Raw genomic sequence first — 15,930 nt, 5'->3', positions numbered from 1 at the left:
GTTCCTACGGATTGCACCATCTTCTCGGGGCAGTCACTTTCAGTCAGTCATTCTCAGCCGACCAGGGATTCTCACTTCGACTATATTTTCTGAAAAGTGCTGTCCACTATTCAACTCCCGAGCCTGAACTCGTCCTGAACAGTGTATGTTAGCTGCTCGCGGGATACGAGTTGAGATCTCGAATTGCCTTCCGAAAGTGATTGGCAATTCGCCTGCTTTGCTCAGTGCGTCTCAATTGCCGGGGCTGGCCGACCGCCGGCCCTGGGCGAATTGTGCGCCACAGCCAAAGCGGCGTAAAGTTCCGGACGACGGTCTGCCACTCGATTGATTTCACTTTCTCCCGCAGTCCGAATGAGGTGTTTGGTTCGAGAGAGCTTCGTATCGATGGTGGCGTACAGAATGGCTTCCGATTGATCGTCAGCCGCTGTCATTTCGTGCCCCAAAGGCGAACAGATGCGACTTTGTCCAATAAACCGGACATCCCGCTCGATACCGACGCGACTGCTCGAAGCAAAGAAGACCGTACTTTCCATGGAGCGCATCTGGCAGGCGTGGGCTGCAAAAACCTGAGCCGTTGTCGGCCAGTTGGTTGGCAAAAGAATCAGATCAGCTCCCTCGATGGCCAATACGCGGGATGGTTCCGGGAACCCGCCGTCATAACAGATCAATAGCCCGATTCGCACTCCTTCGATCTCAAAAACGCTCAATGGCCCGGCACCATACGAGGTGAAACGATCTGCTCCAATAAAAGGGAGATGAGTCTTGCGATACGTGTGAATGACTCCCCGTGGGCCAATGGCGACGGCAGTGTTGTAGACCGGCAGTTCATCAATCCCGGCAGTCTGCGATTCGATTTCCAGTTGACCGTAAATTGCATAGATGCGAAGTTCAGCGCAAGCCGCCTGGAGCTTCTGATACCAGGGATTGACGATAGGTGCTGCCAGTTTTCGCGTTTCTTCGAGTGAACTTGTGCAGTACCCCGAAAGCGCACACTCGGGAAAAACAACCAGCCTGGCTCCATGGCTTGCGGCTTCCCGGAGAAAGCCCAGCATCCGCTCGCAATTGTGAGCCGGTTCAGCAATCGACACATCCATCTGCACAATGGCCAGTTCAATGCGAGGAAATACTTTTCCCTCTGCGGACGAATCTGAAACAACCGAACTGGCAGTCATGGTTGAACTCCTGAGGGGTCTTCTTCGCAGTCAGCATGATGATACGGACTCCAGGATCAAACAGCTCTTTGTGTGCCATGCTTGCGGCTCTGAGCAAGCATGTTTTATCGGCCCACAACGCTTTATTGAGCTCTGGAAGAGGTGTAAGGGAATTCTATGTCATGTGACAGCCAATGTGTTCCCACAGATGCGCATGAAAACGATGTCTCTCAGTCTTGTGCATCAATCGAATTCGGCGGGAAACGACAAACTAATGGCCGCCCAGGTAGGCTTTGCGAATGTCGTCGCTATTCGCCAGCTCTGCAGCGGGCCCGGACATTTCAATTTTGCCCACCTCGAGCACATAGGCTCGATGAGCCACCTGCAGTGCCAGGTTGGCATTCTGCTCGACCAGCAGGATCGTCGTCCCTCCCGCATTGATTTTACGAATCACCTGGAAAATCAGTTGCACAATCTGCGGTGCCAAGCCCAGTGATGGTTCATCGAGCATCAGCAGTTTGGGCCGCGCCAACAGGGCTCTGGCAATGGCGACCATCTGCTGTTCGCCACCAGATAATGTTCCTGCCAGTTGCCACAAGCGCTCTTTGACGCGCGGGAACAATTCGAGGGCATGTTCGTAATCCTGGCGAATCTCATTTGCATCATTTCGGCAATACGCGCCCAGCCGCAGATTTTCTTCGACTGTCAAGTTGGCAAAGATCCCACGACCTTCCGGGACATGAATCAATCGATTGGCCGCAATCGAATGAGGCGACTTGTAGGCGATGGGCTTTCCTTCAAACAGGATCTGGCCTTCCTGCGGAGACAATAGCCCGGAGATGGTCCGCAGCGTGGTGGATTTGCCGGCACCATTCCCGCCAATCAAAGTGACGATCTCGCCTGGCTCGACTTTGAGTGAAATTCCGCGAAGTGCCCGTATCGAACCATACGAGACCGACAGATTCTCGATTTCCAGCAAAGCCATAAGGTCATTTCCGCGATAGATCGAATTCGAATTCCCGGCAGGAGCGAGCTTAAGCGTCGTCGGCAATCGCCCCCAGATAGGCTGCAATCACCTTTTCATCGTTTTGCACAGTTTGTGGCGTGCCTTCGCAGATCGTGACTCCATGATCGAGCACCACAATTCTCTCGCAGATATCCATCACGAGTTGCATGTCGTGTTCGATCAATAAAATCGCCACTTCAAATCGATCGCGGATCTGCCGGATGGACTGCGCCAGGGCCAGTTTTTCCTGAGGATTCAGCCCGGCTGCAGGCTCATCCAGTAAGAGTACTGAAGGTTTTGTTGCTAATGCGCGAATGATTTCCAGCCGCCGCTGATGGCCATAACTGAGGTTCTGTGCCAGATCTTCCGCGCGATCCTGAAGATCGAAGATCTCCAGCAGATCCATGGCCTGGGCTTTCAAAGCCGCTTCCTGCTCTCGATAGCCGTTTGTACGCAAAAACGTTGATAACAGCTTGGGGCGAATGCGAATCTGGCCAGCCAGCCGCACGTTGTCGAGGATGCTCAGGTTCGGGAACAGGCGGATATTCTGAAATGTTCGAGCAATCCCCGCGGCCGTCACCTCATGCGGTTTGCAACCGAGCAGATTTTTCCCGTTCAGCGATAACGATCCTGTCTGGGGCTGATAGATCCCCGTGAGCAGATTGAACACGGTGGTCTTGCCAGCACCGTTAGGGCCAATGAGGCCATAGAGCCCGGCGCTGGGTAACGTCAGATTGAAATTCTGAACAGCCTTCAGACCACCAAAAGAAATCCCCAGATCTTTGACTTCGAGCAAAGTCTGTTGAGCAGCACCGGCGGATCGATGTTCGAGAACCTGGTTCATTGGGCCTCCTCCCGCGGACTTTTCTTCCACGGCAGGGTCTTCCAGGATTTAGGAAAGAAATCCCAGATCTCGTGAATTCCAAAGAGCCCCTGCGGGCGACTCAGCATCATGAAGATCAGGAGGGCGGCATAGATGATGATCCGATATCGCTCGAAATCGCGCAGAACCTCGGGTAAGGCTGAAAGGAGAATTGCCGCGAGCATCACACCCGTGATTGATCCTCGTCCACCCAGCACCGTCATGATCACATAATCAAAGGATCGCTGAAAACCGGCATCCTTGGGCGAAATGATCACGCCACTTTCGTGAGCCAGTAGCCCGCCGCCAACACCTGCAAAAAATGCAGCCGTAACAAACGCCAGTAACTTCTGTCTCGACGTATTGATTCCCATGGCTTGTGCCGCAATTTCATCCTCACGGACAGAAAGCATGGCACGGCCAAAGCTGGACCGCTTCAGGCGATAGGCAAAGATCACTGTGATTGCCAGAAACGCATAGACCCAGAAGAGTATGGTGTATTTCGGGATACCATCAAACCCGATCGCGCCACCCACAGGAACTGTGGCGAATGTTGCCAACGGGGCATTGCGGATCGTTTCCGCGTTATCCACCACTTTGCCTGTCTGTTGCAGCACGACGCGCAGAATCTCACCGAAACCAAGCGTCACAATTGCCAGGTAATCTCCCCGCAGTCGCAGCGAAGGAAGGCCAACTACAAATCCGGCAATCGAAGCTGTGATTCCGCCGCACAGGCACGCGATGACGAACATCCATTCGCCACTTCCTAAAAAAGAACCGTGCTTGGCGGCTGTCCCCCAGATCAGGAGTGAACTGTAGAAGGTGATGGATCCTGCCGTGTAAGCTCCGATCGTCATGAAGCCTGCATGACCAATCGAAAACTGTCCCGTCATACCGTTCACGATATTCAAAGAGACGGCCAGAATCATGGCAATCCCAGCATCGATCACGAGTCGGGAATAGTAGAGGCCGACTCTCGAGGGAAGCAAAAACTGAATCCCAATCGCAAGGGCGATCCCAACAAGAATGGGAGCGGCACTCTTGAGGATATTCACACCACGCGAGGTGGGATCGATAAAGACATCGGATGCAGGCATGTTAGACTTTTTCCCGCACGGGTGATCCCAGGAGCCCCGTGGGCTTGATGAGCAGAATCAAGATCAACAAAGAGAAGACATAGACATCGCGATAGTTTGACGAGATGTAATACGCCCCGAACTGTTCGACGAAGGCAATGATAAAACCACCCAGGACTGCTCCGCGAACATTTCCAATCCCGCCGACCACAGCCGCCACAAACGCTTTCAGACCCAGCAGTACCCAGACACTATGAGCCGGCTGGTTCATACTGGGGAACTTCAGCACGTAGAGAAATCCAGCGGCTCCAGCGAGAGCCGAACCCAGCATGAAAGTCAGCGAGATGGCACGATCCACAGGAATCCCCATCAGCGCGGCAAAATCGGTATTGAACGAGACGGCCCGCAGTGCCGTACCAAATTTTGTCCGAAAGATCAGTAGTTCCAGAGCCAGCATCAAAAGGCCAGAGACGGCAAAGATGATGCAGTCAATCAGCGGCAAGACCACATATCGAATCGATTCACCTTGTCCAAATGGGATTGGAAGTTCCCAGTTGGGCAGCAAAGCGGGCATCTTCTGAGGGCTGGCCCCAAACACAAAGTCGAGCTGCCCGACGTTCTGCAGCAAGAGAGAGACTCCGATGGCTGTGATCAGCACATTCAACCGGGGGGCACGACGCAAGGGCCGATAGGCCAGTCGCTCAATGAGAAAACCAGCCAGGCTGCATAGCGCTAGAACTGCCACAAAAATTCCAGCGGTCATCCAGATGGGGGGAGGTGTCGTTGGATTGTGTGCATCCAATCCCACCAGAGGGAGAGCCCGGATGGCAAACGAATAACTGAGCCAGGCGCCCAGTACCACAATATCGCTGTGTGCAAAATTGATAAATTTAAGCACACCATAAACCATGGTGTAGCCCAGTGCGATCAGGGCATACAAGCTGCCAATCGCCAGGGCTGTCATTAATGTCTGTAGAAAGTCTGCCATGGAACTCTGTTACGAGGAAGTCAGAAGAATTCGAGAGTATTGATCATCCCTCGTGGTGAGCATCCCCATGCTTTCACCACTCAGCCTTTTCAAGAATTTGGAACGCCAGGGCGTTTTGTGAACCCGGGGCATTGATCTAACTGAAGTATCACTGCGGAATCCACAGGGTGGGCTGTCGCTTTTGAGTTACTCGCCGGGAGCAATCGTGGCGACATATCGGGGGGTTCCATCCTTCATTTCCAGAATGACGGCTGGCTTGACCGGGTTACGATTGGCATCCATCGAAATCACACCCGTCACACCCTCAAAGCCCGTCGTCTTGGCCAACTCGGCGGCAATGTCCTTGCCGCTCAAAGAAGGTGCAGTTTTCATCGCGTTGAAAAGAATACGAGCCGCATCATAACCCAGGGCCGCCAGGCCATCAGGTGTCTCCTGATACTTCCCCTGATAAAGCTTGATGAAATTCTGCACGCGGGGACTGGGATCTTCATGCGAATAATGGTTGGAATAGTAACAACCATTTAATGCATCGCCGGCAATCTGCCCCAGCTTGGCGGAGTCCCAGCCATCTCCACCCAGCATCGGGACTTTGAGTCCCAACTTCTTAGCCTGCAGGGCGATATTCCCGACATCGGTGTAGTAACCAGGGATGAAAATCACCTCAGGTTCACTGGCTCGAATGGATGTCAGTTGTGCTGAAAAATCCTGATCACCCGCCTGATAGGCCTGCTTGGAAACAATCGTCCCTCCACCGGCAACAAAGGCTTTTTCGAACTCTTCCTGCAAACCTACCGAGTAGGGAGCTGTCTGATCGCAAAGAATCGCAGCCTTTGTGGCTTTAATCTTTTCGTTTTCCCTGGCGAACTTGGCACAGACCGATCCCTGGAAGGGATCGATGAAACAGACGCGGTAAATCATGTCTCCCACTTGTGTGACTTTAGGATTCGTCGAAGACGGGGAGATCATGGGAACGCCGTTTTCCTGGCAGATCGGGGCTGCGGCCAGTGAAAGTCCGGAAGCCACTTCACCCAGCACTGCCGTGACCTGATCTCTCGTGACAAGTCTTGTCACAGCCGAACCGGCTTCGCGAGGATCGCCTTTGTCATCGTAAGTGATGAGGCGAACTTTCTTACCGTTCACCCCGCCGGCGGCATTGACTTCTTCAATCGCTAGTTGAATCCCGCGATCCGTTGAAATGCCAAAGGTCGCTTCGGAACCTGTGATCGAGCCAAAATGGCCAATCACGATCTCATCTGTCGACGCGACACGTGACTGGCACCCCAGCGTCGTCAGGCTCATCAAGGCCAGCAGAAAAATCCCCACAAGCTTCGAGAGTCGCAAAAACTGACACAGAGACGATGTTCTTTTCGTCAAGTGAGTTAGCGTCTTGTCCCTGGCGAGGGAAATGCACGATTCAGAGTCTGAAGTGGCAAAGCAGGTTGGCATTGTCAGTCTCATAGCTTTTGCTGGCAATAACCGCAGCGCGAGGCCTTGCACAGCTTTCGTGAACGAATTCTCGTCGGATTCAGCGAATATACAGCGATGAGGACTGAATACAACCTGTGAGCTGATCACATTTTCTGTGCAGCAGAGATTTATTCTCAGACAGAGGGCCGACTTTCACTTTTGCCCGGTAATACATCAATATCTGATGATCTCAAAAGCGGGAGTCGACGTGGTATTCGTAAAGGGGATTGCGTCACTCGAACAGAGATCTGGTTCGGTTCCCGAGTAACCAGCTGGCAAGCTGGTGACGGCGTTGGTCATGCCGAAGTTGTTATTTTGGGCGAAGCTGCCCTTTTGAAGACACCGGTCAATTCTGCTGAATGGGAGGCGTACCAATCAACAAGTGCAGAAACGTGGTGAGTTGCCGGAGTTTCTTAGGACTTGTTGAGAATCTGCAGAACTTCGTCTTTCAGTTTGCCAGTGACCGAAATCCCGTTCTTGCCGTAGATTGTGGGCACACCTTTCCAGTCAACAAAGTGACCACCAGCCTCCTGGAGAATCGGCACGAGAGCTGCGGCATCCCAGGGATTCAGAGCCGGATCGACCATCAGATCGGCTCGACCGGTGGCAACGAGCACGTGGCCGTAGCAATCTCCCCATCCGCGGGAAAGTTTGCAGCGTTCGAGGATCTCGGTGTAGGCCTCCCACTTACCGATCTTCTGCCACCGCTGCATGTTTGTCGTCAGGAACGTGCATTCTTCGATGGTACTGACTTGCGAAACATGCACCCGTCGCGGGGGCTGATCGCCAATTTTCCAGTAAGTGCCGTTTCCTTCCGAGGCATAGACGACTTCATTCAATGCGGGAAAGCCGCAGACACCCATGACGCAATGGCGATGTTCGCCTTCAATGACTTCCAGGCCAATTAAAGTGCCAAAGAGCGGCACCCCATGCACAAAAGATTTGGTTCCATCGACCGGGTCGAGGATCCAGCGAAAGGCTGATTGACCGGGCTTTTCGGGGAACTCTTCTCCCAGCACACCATCCTCAGGGAAGGCGACATCGAGACGTTCACGGATTAACTTCTCTGCACCGCGATCCGCTTCTGTTACGGGAGAAAAGTCGGTCTTCTCTTCCACTTCGAGAGAAGAATGCTGGTAGAAGCTCATAATCAGCTGGCGAGCTTCTGCGTAAACCGCCAGGGCAAAATCAAGTCGTGAAGCCAAGTCTGCGTTGGTATAGGCCATAAAAGCAGTTTCAATAAACAGATGATGAAAGAACTGGGTAGCTGAGGAAAACTCAGGCCTCGTTGAGGCGGTACAAGTGCTCGCCCGATTTTCGGACGAGGAGCACACCTTCGTCTTCGCGGTTCGCAAATGATTCGATGTCAATGGTTGCCGGGTCTCGGTATCCCAGATTGATCCGATGACAGATCTCTTCCGGAATTCCCGATGCCAGTGTGACTTTCACGCGTGGCTTTTCAATACCATCAGAAAATGTTCCCGTACCACGCACATGGGTCGAGTGAGCCAGGATGCCCCATGGGTAATGCTTGAATCGATCCCACTGCTTCACAAAATAATCGCGAACATGGTAGCCAACTTCTTCAATCAGCTTGCCATGTGTCACTGAGACTTCATGCATGTGCGGGGCGTAGATGATCAATTCACCACCGTCCGCCACGACGGGCTCCATTTTATACATGCATTTGCCCGCGACCCAGAGTTCGTCGTACATCGGGGGAGCGCACGAAAGGACCGTGTGGAAAGGTCGATCAAATCGTTTGATGTGAGCTTTTCCAGAAATGGCACAAGCCTCACTCCAGGCTGATTCCGGTGTGCCATAAAACAGCCCATACAGGCTGGCATCGGCAGCGACCACAAATTTAATCGCTCGCCTCTTCTGGTGGATCATACTGGCAGAAAGATCAACCACCCGTCGAACCGGAGTATCTTTCACACCAATGATTCCCACATTGGTGATCAGTGCCCCCAGCCAATGAAAAAAGTTGAGAATATCCGGGCCGCCAATTCCAGGGAAAAAGTATTTGTTTCCACCCGAAAATCCCACAACTTCGTGGGGAAAGACAGGGCCCAGCACCAGCAGTACGTCGTAATCATCAATTCGCGAATTGATTTGCACGGGGACATCGAGGCTGAGCCGGCCATCGGTAATTTCAGCCGTCTGCTGTGATGTCAGCACACCGAGGGTGGTTAATCGGTCGGGGTTATCCCACTCGTGGTTAAAAAATCGAGTTTGGAAAAAAAGCTTTTCACGTTCTTCGTGTGCGATACCCAACAGCTTGCAGATCTGCTGCTCGGACATCGGGGGATGAGTTCCCAGGGCAATCAGCACATCCAGATTCTGCACCACCGGCCGGAGTCGATCGAATAACGCTCCAAACAGCAGGGGCAGTGGGGCTGTCCGTGTGGCATCCGGGACAATCAGCAAGACTTTCTGATCACGAAAATCTTCCAGCGGCACTTGCGTATGAAACCACTGGCGCACTTCATCGGCAGACAATGTGGAAAGTGATTCAGCAGCCATGCCATCCACTTCAGAAATGGTCTTGAGAAATTCCTGATTCAAATGCCAGTGATTCCGTGAGCCACAGGCAAGATGTCGCAGAGTGTAATCCCTGAAAGTGATTTTGGCGAATCGAGGTCGGCGGATTGTTGGAGGCAAATCTCTTGCGGGAGAGGGGAGCATCCCGGAATCTGCGTATCGTACAGACCATTTTTTCTCTGAAGACCCGCTACAACTGATCTTCAGTAGTCAATCGCGCTCCTTTTGATTACCGTGGATCGCTGCGCAAACTTTTTCGCCAGTTTTGGTCAGAGCCAGACTTGTGGGAATCTTTTGCGAGCGTATGAACCCATTTTTCACTTAATTGCAGAGACGATTCGGCTGGGGTTAGTCGGTCGGTGGCCTGCCAGTTGGGCGACTGTCACCATCCGATTGATCCAGTGGAGTCAGGGAAGCCTCTATGACATTGTCGGATTTGCTGGAAAGCAAGTTTCGAGGAGATATCCGTTTTCGCGGAGCGGCCTACATTCAAGCGGAACGTGTTGCCATTAACCGCATCACTGAAGATCAGATCTTTGGTGCTGTGCGAGATGGCGTCGAATTCGTGACGCAACTGATGCGGGATGAAGGTCAACTCAAAATGAGTTGTACCTGCATGGCTGGTAAGCCCAATCCCACCGGGCAGGCGTCTTGTAAGCACGTCTGGGCCACGATTCTCCTTGCCGAGAAGCAGGGAGTGATCTCCTCAGGAGTTAAACCCGGTTTCATCCCGGCATTCATTACCGAAGACGAGCCACTCGATCTGCCGGATGAAGACTGGCTTGACGACGAACTCGAAGCCACACCTTCGAGAAAACTCTCGCTTTCCAAATCAACGGCTGTCGCTGAACGCCCGACACCTGTTTCGGCTCCTGCTCGTGAATGGGAAACACGCCTCAAAGAATTAAGAACCGCCATGCAGGATGGCACCGGCAGCTATGCCGTTTCTGCCCCTGGCAAAGAGCGCGAAGTCGTTTACGAAGTTGACCCCGCCGCCAGTGAGGAAGCCGAATGTCTGATTCTGCAAACTTCCCAACGGCAACGACGGGCGAGTGGTCAGTGGGGAAAACTGAAACCACTCAAGCTCCGCCCAGGCCGTCTCGAAGAAATTGAAGACGAAGAAGATCGCAGAATTCTGGCTCACCTGGTCGGCGGCACCCCTGATCGTTCCAGCACCACCGGGATGATTGGTGAAATGCAGGCGGCCGCTTGGCGCTATCGCGTTCCTCACGATCTGACCGAACTTCTCTTGCCCCAGATTTGTGCCACCGGACGAATTCGGTTTACAGATCCTGAAGAGCGGATGACCGAGCCATTGGTCTGGGATGGCGGAGAACCTTGGGAGTTATGCCTGGCTCTGGAATTTGATCAGGGGCAGGATCTTTGGAAGCTGCGAGGGTTTTTGCGCCGCGGGGAAGAATCTCGCGGGCTGGAAACCGCACAGATGCTCACACCCGGTGGGCTGGTGATCCTCGATCATCACATCTCGCTGTTCAACGATTTTGGTGCCTATGCCTGGGTGAAGCTCTTAAAATCTGGCCAGCCTCTGGAGGTTCCCGCGGGTGAAGAGCACGATCTCGTCGATCGCCTTCATGATATGCCGGCACTACCCCGGCTGGAGCTTCCCGACGAATTGAAACTTGAGGAAGTGCGGCTCTCGCCTCAGCCATTGCTCCTGGTTCACTCACCAGGCAAAAGTAAATGGCATCATGAACGGTTGAAAGCTGACGTGATCTTTGAATACGAAGACGCCACTGTTCGTGGGTCGAGTGTTCAATGGGCGATTGTTCAAAGATCTGCCAGACGATACGTCGTGCGAGATCGCGATCTGGAAGATACCTACTGGTCGGCACTTCAGGATGTCGGTGTGCGCCGTTTGATCGATGCCCGCCGCGGGCCCCACGACGTGGAAATCACCGCCCGCGATCTGGGCCCGGCTGTTCGTAAGCTGATCGGTCAAGGCTGGGAAGTTCGCGCTGACGGCAAACAGGTCCGCCAGCCTGGTGAACTCAAATTCCAGGTGAAATCGGGCATTGACTGGTTTGAACTGCACGCCGATATCGATTTTGGTGGCAGTCGAGTCTCATTCCCTGAGTTGCTCTCGGCATTGGCGCGAGGTGACAGCACGGTCTATCTCGACGATGGTTCACTCGGAATTCTTCCGGAAGAGTGGGTGCATCGCTACGGACTGATGGGTGGCCTTGGTGTTCTGGAAGGCGATCATCTGAAGTTTGGTGCAGCGCAGGTCGGTCTGCTCGATGCGTTGTTGCTGGATCAGGGAAGTGTCGATTACGACGCCAAATTCGCTCAGGTGCGCGAGCGACTGGCAAACTTTAATGGAGTTCAAGCCGCCCGTAAGCCTCAAGGTTTTCAAGGGGAGTTGCGAGGTTATCAGTTAGAGGGTGTGGGCTGGCTGCAGTTTCTCGATGAATTCCAGTTCGGTGGCTGTCTGGCCGACGACATGGGTCTGGGGAAAACCATCCAAATGCTCGCATTTCTGGAAGAGCGGCGCCAGGGCATTCCAGCGAAGAATCGCCTCCCCTCACTGGTGGTGGTTCCTAAATCGCTGATGTTCAACTGGAAGCAGGAAGCCGAGCGATTTACTCCTCAACTTAAAGTTCTCGAATACTCAGGTCTTGACCGGGCTAAACAACGAGAAGCGTTCACCAAGTCAGATCTGGTGCTGGCGACTTACGGAACGTTACGCCGGGATATTCACATCCTGAAAGATGTTGATTTCGACTACGTGATTCTCGATGAAGCCCAGGCGATTAAAAACAACACGTCTCAAGTGGCCAAAGCGACTCGATTGTTAAAGTCTGTCCGCCGAGTCGCGTTGAGCGGTACACCGATCGAGAATCATCTCGGTGATTTGTGTTCGATCTTCGATTTTCTCAATCCCGGTATGCTTGGAAGAAGCAGTCTTTTCAAACTGCATGCTGCAGACCCGAATGATCGAGAAACCCGTAAGGTGCTGGCCCATGGTTTGAGGCCCTTTATTCTGCGCCGCACAAAACAGGCGGTCGCTAATGAACTGCCCGATAAAATCGAACAGACGATCTATTGTGAAATGGGCGAAGAACAGCAGCGTCTCTATGACGAACTGCGCGATCACTTCCGTGATTCTCTACTGGGTTTGATTGAATCTCAGGGTTTGGCAAAGACCAAAATGCACGTGCTCGAAGCTTTGCTTCGATTGCGACAGGCCTCGTGCCACCCCGCATTGTTGCATAAATCTTCTGACGAAGAAGGGAGTGCCAAGCTCGATGTGTTGATCCCCCATCTTGAAGAACTGGTTGGAGAAGGGCATAAGACGCTGGTCTTCTCGCAATTCACCAGCATGCTGGCGATTGTTCGCAAGCATCTGGATCGGGCCGGTATTACTTACGAATACCTCGATGGCCAGACACGCGACCGCAAGGAGTGTGTCGAGAGATTCCAGAACGACAAAGATTGTGGCGTCTTCCTCATCAGCCTGAAGGCGGGTGGGCTGGGTCTGAATCTCACCGCAGCCGACTATGTGTTTATTCTTGATCCGTGGTGGAACCCTGCGGTGGAAACTCAGGCCATTGATCGTGCCCATCGTGTCGGTCAGACCCGGCAGGTCTTTGCCTATCGGCTCATCTGCAAAAATACCGTTGAAGAAAAAATTGCTGAACTGCAGAAGCAGAAACGCGAACTGGCGGATGCGATCCTTGAACAGGACAACTCCGTCATGACCAATCTGACGGCTGATGATCTGCGGATGCTCCTCTCCTGATTGTTGGGTCTTCCTTCGATCTCGCGCCCTGTATGTCGATCATTGCCGCACGACCACCACGAGTATCAGGCTCGAGGTGGTCGTGCTGTAGGTCATTCTGGGCTTGATCGACACAAGTCGATTTTCGAACTCGAAAGTGATGATTTCCCTTCAAAGACAGTGGAAATCACTCGTCACACTCGTAAACTTGTTCGAACAAGTGTTGTTCTGTTTTGCCAATGTCTTTCTGGAATAAATTTCATGGTTCTGGCTGTAGATCACGTCAATCAGGTTGAAGCACTCATGTTGATCGTGCTTCTCCAGTTGGTTGTCATGATTGCAGCGGCCAGGTTGGGGGGGTGGCTTTTTCGAAAAGTCGGGCAACCAACAGTCGTGGGTGAAATTGGTGCCGGGCTGATTCTGGGGCCTTCCGTCGTGGGCAGACTCTTTCCCGACTTCATCCCGACATTCTTCCCGGCCAGCGTCACTCCCATATTTCAGACACTGGGGCAGTTGGGCCTTATTTTTCTGATGTTTCTGATCGGTATGGAGTTTGACTTCAGCCACCTGAAAAAAATGGGCCGAACAGCCGGCATGATTGGTGTGGCCGGGATTGTGCTTCCATTTGCTGGAGGACTTGCTTTAGGTCTCTGGATGCATCCCTACGTTGCGATCGATGTGCCGCTCCTGGGTTTTGCACTCTTCATGGCGACCGCCTGCTCTGTGACAGCTATTCCTATTCTGGGCCGGATTATGATTGAGTTCGGCATCAATCGCTCTCGACTGGGAGCACTCACGATCAGTGCCGCCGCCATGGTCGATGCTTTGATCTGGATCATGCTGGCCACAGTGGCAGCGATCGTTCGCGGAAATCTCCAGTGGAGTTCGGTGCTCGGCATGCTTCTGCTGACTTTGGCCCTCGTCGCCATGGTGATCATTGTCGTCAGGCCACTACTGATCCGCTGGATCGAAAAGCTGCTTCCGACTGCAGAATCCCGGCTGAATGTGACTTCACTGGCTCTGTGGATTCTGTTGATTTTTACGATGGCCATGATCACCAACTGGATCGGCATCTTTTCGATTATTGGGCCTTTTCTGCTGGGTGCTGTGCTGCACGACCAGCATCGATTTCGCGAAGCCTTTGCCAGCAAAACACAGGATTTTGTCTACAGCCTGCTGTTGCCTGTTTTCTTCACTTATACAGGGTTGAAGACCGATATCGGGACTCTCGATACGCCCTTACTTTGGATAATGTGTGGCCTCGTCTGCCTCGTCGCGATCAGTGGCAAAATCGTCGGCTGCGGCCTGGCGGCTCGCCTTGGTGGCTTATCCTGGCCCGAAAGCGGGTGTGTGGCCATCATGATGAACACGCGAGCTTTGATGGGGTTGATTGCCATTAATGTGGGCCGTGAGATGGGAGTTATCCCCCCCAGCGTCTTCTGCATGCTGATCATTATGGCGGTCGTCACGACCTTTATGACCAGCCCGATTCTGCGACGACTGCTCCCACATGTGGATACGAGCGTCGCTTGAACATCGCTTGCATCAACGGCATTCGCGTTTGTTTTGACGATGTTCCAAAGACGTCGGAACTGAAGGCGCAGCAAGAGAGCCCTGCAACTCTGGCAGGGCTCGATCGATGCATTGTTAGATTAACCAGCTTCAAATGCCGGTGGCGTGCCCAGCATGAACACAGATTGCTGCTGACAGCAGGCCGAAATTAGATGCCGTATTTAGCTTTACGGATTTTCTTCCGCTTGGCCTTCCAGCGGTTATTGATCTTCTGCTTGGTCGTCAGGCTGACCTTTGGGCGGCTGGTTTTGGGGCGATGACGCATGGCTCGCGTCCCTTCGAAAACAGAGTGCAGATGCGGATGGTCTAAGCAAACAATTGTCTGAGAGATTAACAGAGAAACCATTCGCTGAAAAGTGAATGGATGACAGTTCCTGAGGTTGGTGATATCTTATTTCTCATGAACGATTTACGTCTACATCCCAGCCGTCCGGAACAAAGCGAGCGTGTCCGCATAAGGCTGCGGTTGTGTACTTTCGTATCGTACGGGCCACTGGTTTTGCCTTTTCGGACACTTCTTTCACCCCTTGCTGGTTTTACCAATCTACCTTTTCGCAGAGTTGTTCATGAGTTGGGTGGCCTTGGATTAGGCACGACGGATCTCGTCAATGCCCGTGGGCTCCTGGCGGGTTCCGAGAAAACATTGCGGCTGATTGCCACACATCCCATCGATCGGCCCTTTGCTGTGCAGATTTTTGGTGGCGAAGCCTCCATCATGCGGGATGCTGCACAGCTTCTGGAAGCTCGTGGTGTCGATTCCATCGATATCAATATGGGATGCCCCGTTCTCAAAGTCGTTAAGACAGGGGCCGGTGCCAGCCTGATGTGTCATGCCGATGCAGCCACCGAACTGGTCAAAGCTGTTGTTGAAGCCGTCCATGTCCCTGTCACTGTCAAAATGCGTTTGGGCTGGGACGCCAGTCAGTTAACAGCCCCTCGCTTTGCACGTGAGTTTGAACAAGTCGGTGTGGCAGCTGTCGCGATTCATGGTCGCACGAGAGCTCAGGGGTTTAGTGGGACGGTTAATCGAGATGGAATTCGTCAGGTCGTCGAAGCTGTGGATTCCATTCCTGTGATTGCAAATGGCGATATCCGCAGTGTGGATGACGCGATTGCGATGTACGATGAAACTGGCTGTCAGGCCATTTCGATTGGTCGTGGCGCCTTGGCGAATCCCTGGATCTTCCGCCAACTCACCGAGTGGGAAACAACGGGAGATTGGGCTCCTGCCGGGAGCTTTAATGACCGTCTGCTCCTGATGCGCCGGCAGTTTCGATATCTGCAGGAATGGGTGGGTGAAGAAACAGCCGTCAGTGCGTTCCGAAAAATGTCCCACTGGTATACCAAAGCCATGCGTGTGGGGCCCGCACTCCGGCATGCTGTCCAGTCGGCAAAAACGGGAGAAGAGTTTGAGCAGGCTCTTCAGGAAATTGCCTTAGCGGGGCCTCGAGGTGCGACAAAAGATGGTCTGCTCCCTGACTTTGAGATCCCGGTTCCTTCCGGGCCGAATGAGCATTGGTAATTG

General features: G+C 53.1%; 11 protein-coding genes. 3 read left to right on the top strand and 8 right to left on the bottom strand.

All coding sequences use genetic code 11. From position 1 onward, the window contains the following. Positions 1-221 precede the first annotated feature (221 nt). The 8 genes from PLIM_RS11900 to PLIM_RS11865 all read right to left on the bottom strand — a co-directional run bounded on the left by PLIM_RS11900 (position 222) and on the right by PLIM_RS11865 (position 9,076). On the bottom strand, positions 222-1,172 hold the full coding sequence (locus PLIM_RS11900; RefSeq protein WP_013110568.1) for a carbon-nitrogen hydrolase family protein: 951 nt from the start codon (positions 1,170-1,172) through the stop codon (positions 222-224). Positions 1,173-1,422: 250 nt separating this feature from the next. Further along, positions 1,423-2,130: an ABC transporter ATP-binding protein gene (locus PLIM_RS11895; RefSeq protein WP_041403563.1), complete on the bottom strand. Its 708-nt coding sequence runs from the start codon at positions 2,128-2,130 to the stop codon at positions 1,423-1,425. Between the two features lie 55 nt (positions 2,131-2,185). After that, complete coding sequence (locus PLIM_RS11890) at positions 2,186-3,001, bottom strand: ABC transporter ATP-binding protein (RefSeq protein ID WP_013110566.1); 816 nt, start codon at positions 2,999-3,001, stop codon at positions 2,186-2,188. Then, a complete protein-coding gene (locus tag PLIM_RS11885) occupies positions 2,998-4,116 on the bottom strand; it encodes a branched-chain amino acid ABC transporter permease (protein ID WP_013110565.1) in 1,119 nt (372 codons plus the stop codon). Before PLIM_RS11885 ends, PLIM_RS11890 begins: the two co-directional genes overlap by 4 nt. A gap of 1 nt (position 4,117) precedes the next feature. Continuing rightward, entirely contained in the window at positions 4,118-5,083 is a 966-nt protein-coding gene (locus PLIM_RS11880; RefSeq protein WP_013110564.1) for a branched-chain amino acid ABC transporter permease, read from the bottom strand. Between the two features lie 186 nt (positions 5,084-5,269). Beyond that, complete coding sequence (locus PLIM_RS11875; RefSeq protein ID WP_230849299.1) at positions 5,270-6,457, bottom strand: ABC transporter substrate-binding protein; 1,188 nt, start codon at positions 6,455-6,457, stop codon at positions 5,270-5,272. 506 nt (positions 6,458-6,963) lie between these two features. Continuing rightward, positions 6,964-7,776 (bottom strand): inositol monophosphatase family protein, encoded by an 813-nt coding sequence (locus tag PLIM_RS11870; protein ID WP_013110562.1) that lies wholly within the window; start codon positions 7,774-7,776, stop codon positions 6,964-6,966. Positions 7,777-7,828: 52 nt separating this feature from the next. Further along, on the bottom strand, positions 7,829-9,076 hold the full coding sequence (locus PLIM_RS11865; RefSeq protein ID WP_041403560.1) for a lactate racemase domain-containing protein: 1,248 nt from the start codon (positions 9,074-9,076) through the stop codon (positions 7,829-7,831). 439 nt (positions 9,077-9,515) lie between these two features. Here PLIM_RS11865 and PLIM_RS11860 point away from each other — a divergent pair, with 439 nt between their 5' ends. The 3 genes from PLIM_RS11860 (at position 9,516) to dusB (ending at position 15,927) form a co-directional block, all read left to right on the top strand. After that, positions 9,516-12,854, top strand: a complete 3,339-nt coding sequence (locus PLIM_RS11860) for a DEAD/DEAH box helicase (protein ID WP_013110560.1) — start codon at positions 9,516-9,518, stop codon at positions 12,852-12,854. Between the two features lie 240 nt (positions 12,855-13,094). Further along, positions 13,095-14,366 (top strand): cation:proton antiporter, encoded by a 1,272-nt coding sequence (locus PLIM_RS11855; RefSeq protein ID WP_013110559.1) that lies wholly within the window; start codon positions 13,095-13,097, stop codon positions 14,364-14,366. 439 nt (positions 14,367-14,805) lie between these two features. After that, positions 14,806-15,927 carry a tRNA dihydrouridine synthase DusB gene (gene dusB / locus PLIM_RS11845; protein WP_041403559.1) on the top strand — a complete coding sequence of 374 codons (1,122 nt, stop codon included), beginning with the start codon at positions 14,806-14,808 and terminating at the stop codon, positions 15,925-15,927. Positions 15,928-15,930: the final 3 nt, after the last annotated feature.

It is taken from the genome of Planctopirus limnophila DSM 3776, from assembly GCF_000092105.1.
GTDB classification, from domain to species: domain Bacteria; phylum Planctomycetota; class Planctomycetia; order Planctomycetales; family Planctomycetaceae; genus Planctopirus; species Planctopirus limnophila.
Note: the sequence above shows the minus strand (reverse complement) of the source record. Positions and strands in the feature narration are given on the sequence as shown.

Excerpts from the sequence above, each read along its gene's own strand:
- PLIM_RS11900 (WP_013110568.1), bottom strand. The coding sequence starts at position 1,172 with ATGACTGCCAGTTCGGTTGTTTCAGATTCGTCCGCAGAGGGAAAAGTA.
- PLIM_RS11890 (WP_013110566.1), bottom strand. The coding sequence starts at position 3,001 with ATGAACCAGGTTCTCGAACATCGATCCGCCGGTGCTGCTCAACAGACT.
- PLIM_RS11885 (WP_013110565.1), bottom strand. The coding sequence starts at position 4,116 with ATGCCTGCATCCGATGTCTTTATCGATCCCACCTCGCGTGGTGTGAAT.
- PLIM_RS11880 (WP_013110564.1), bottom strand. The coding sequence starts at position 5,083 with ATGGCAGACTTTCTACAGACATTAATGACAGCCCTGGCGATTGGCAGC.
- PLIM_RS11870 (WP_013110562.1), bottom strand. The coding sequence starts at position 7,776 with ATGGCCTATACCAACGCAGACTTGGCTTCACGACTTGATTTTGCCCTG.
- PLIM_RS11865 (WP_041403560.1), bottom strand. The coding sequence starts at position 9,076 with ATGGCTGCTGAATCACTTTCCACATTGTCTGCCGATGAAGTGCGCCAG.
- PLIM_RS11860 (WP_013110560.1), top strand. The coding sequence starts at position 9,516 with ATGACATTGTCGGATTTGCTGGAAAGCAAGTTTCGAGGAGATATCCGT.
- PLIM_RS11855 (WP_013110559.1), top strand. The coding sequence starts at position 13,095 with ATGGTTCTGGCTGTAGATCACGTCAATCAGGTTGAAGCACTCATGTTG.
- dusB (WP_041403559.1), top strand. The coding sequence starts at position 14,806 with ATGAACGATTTACGTCTACATCCCAGCCGTCCGGAACAAAGCGAGCGT.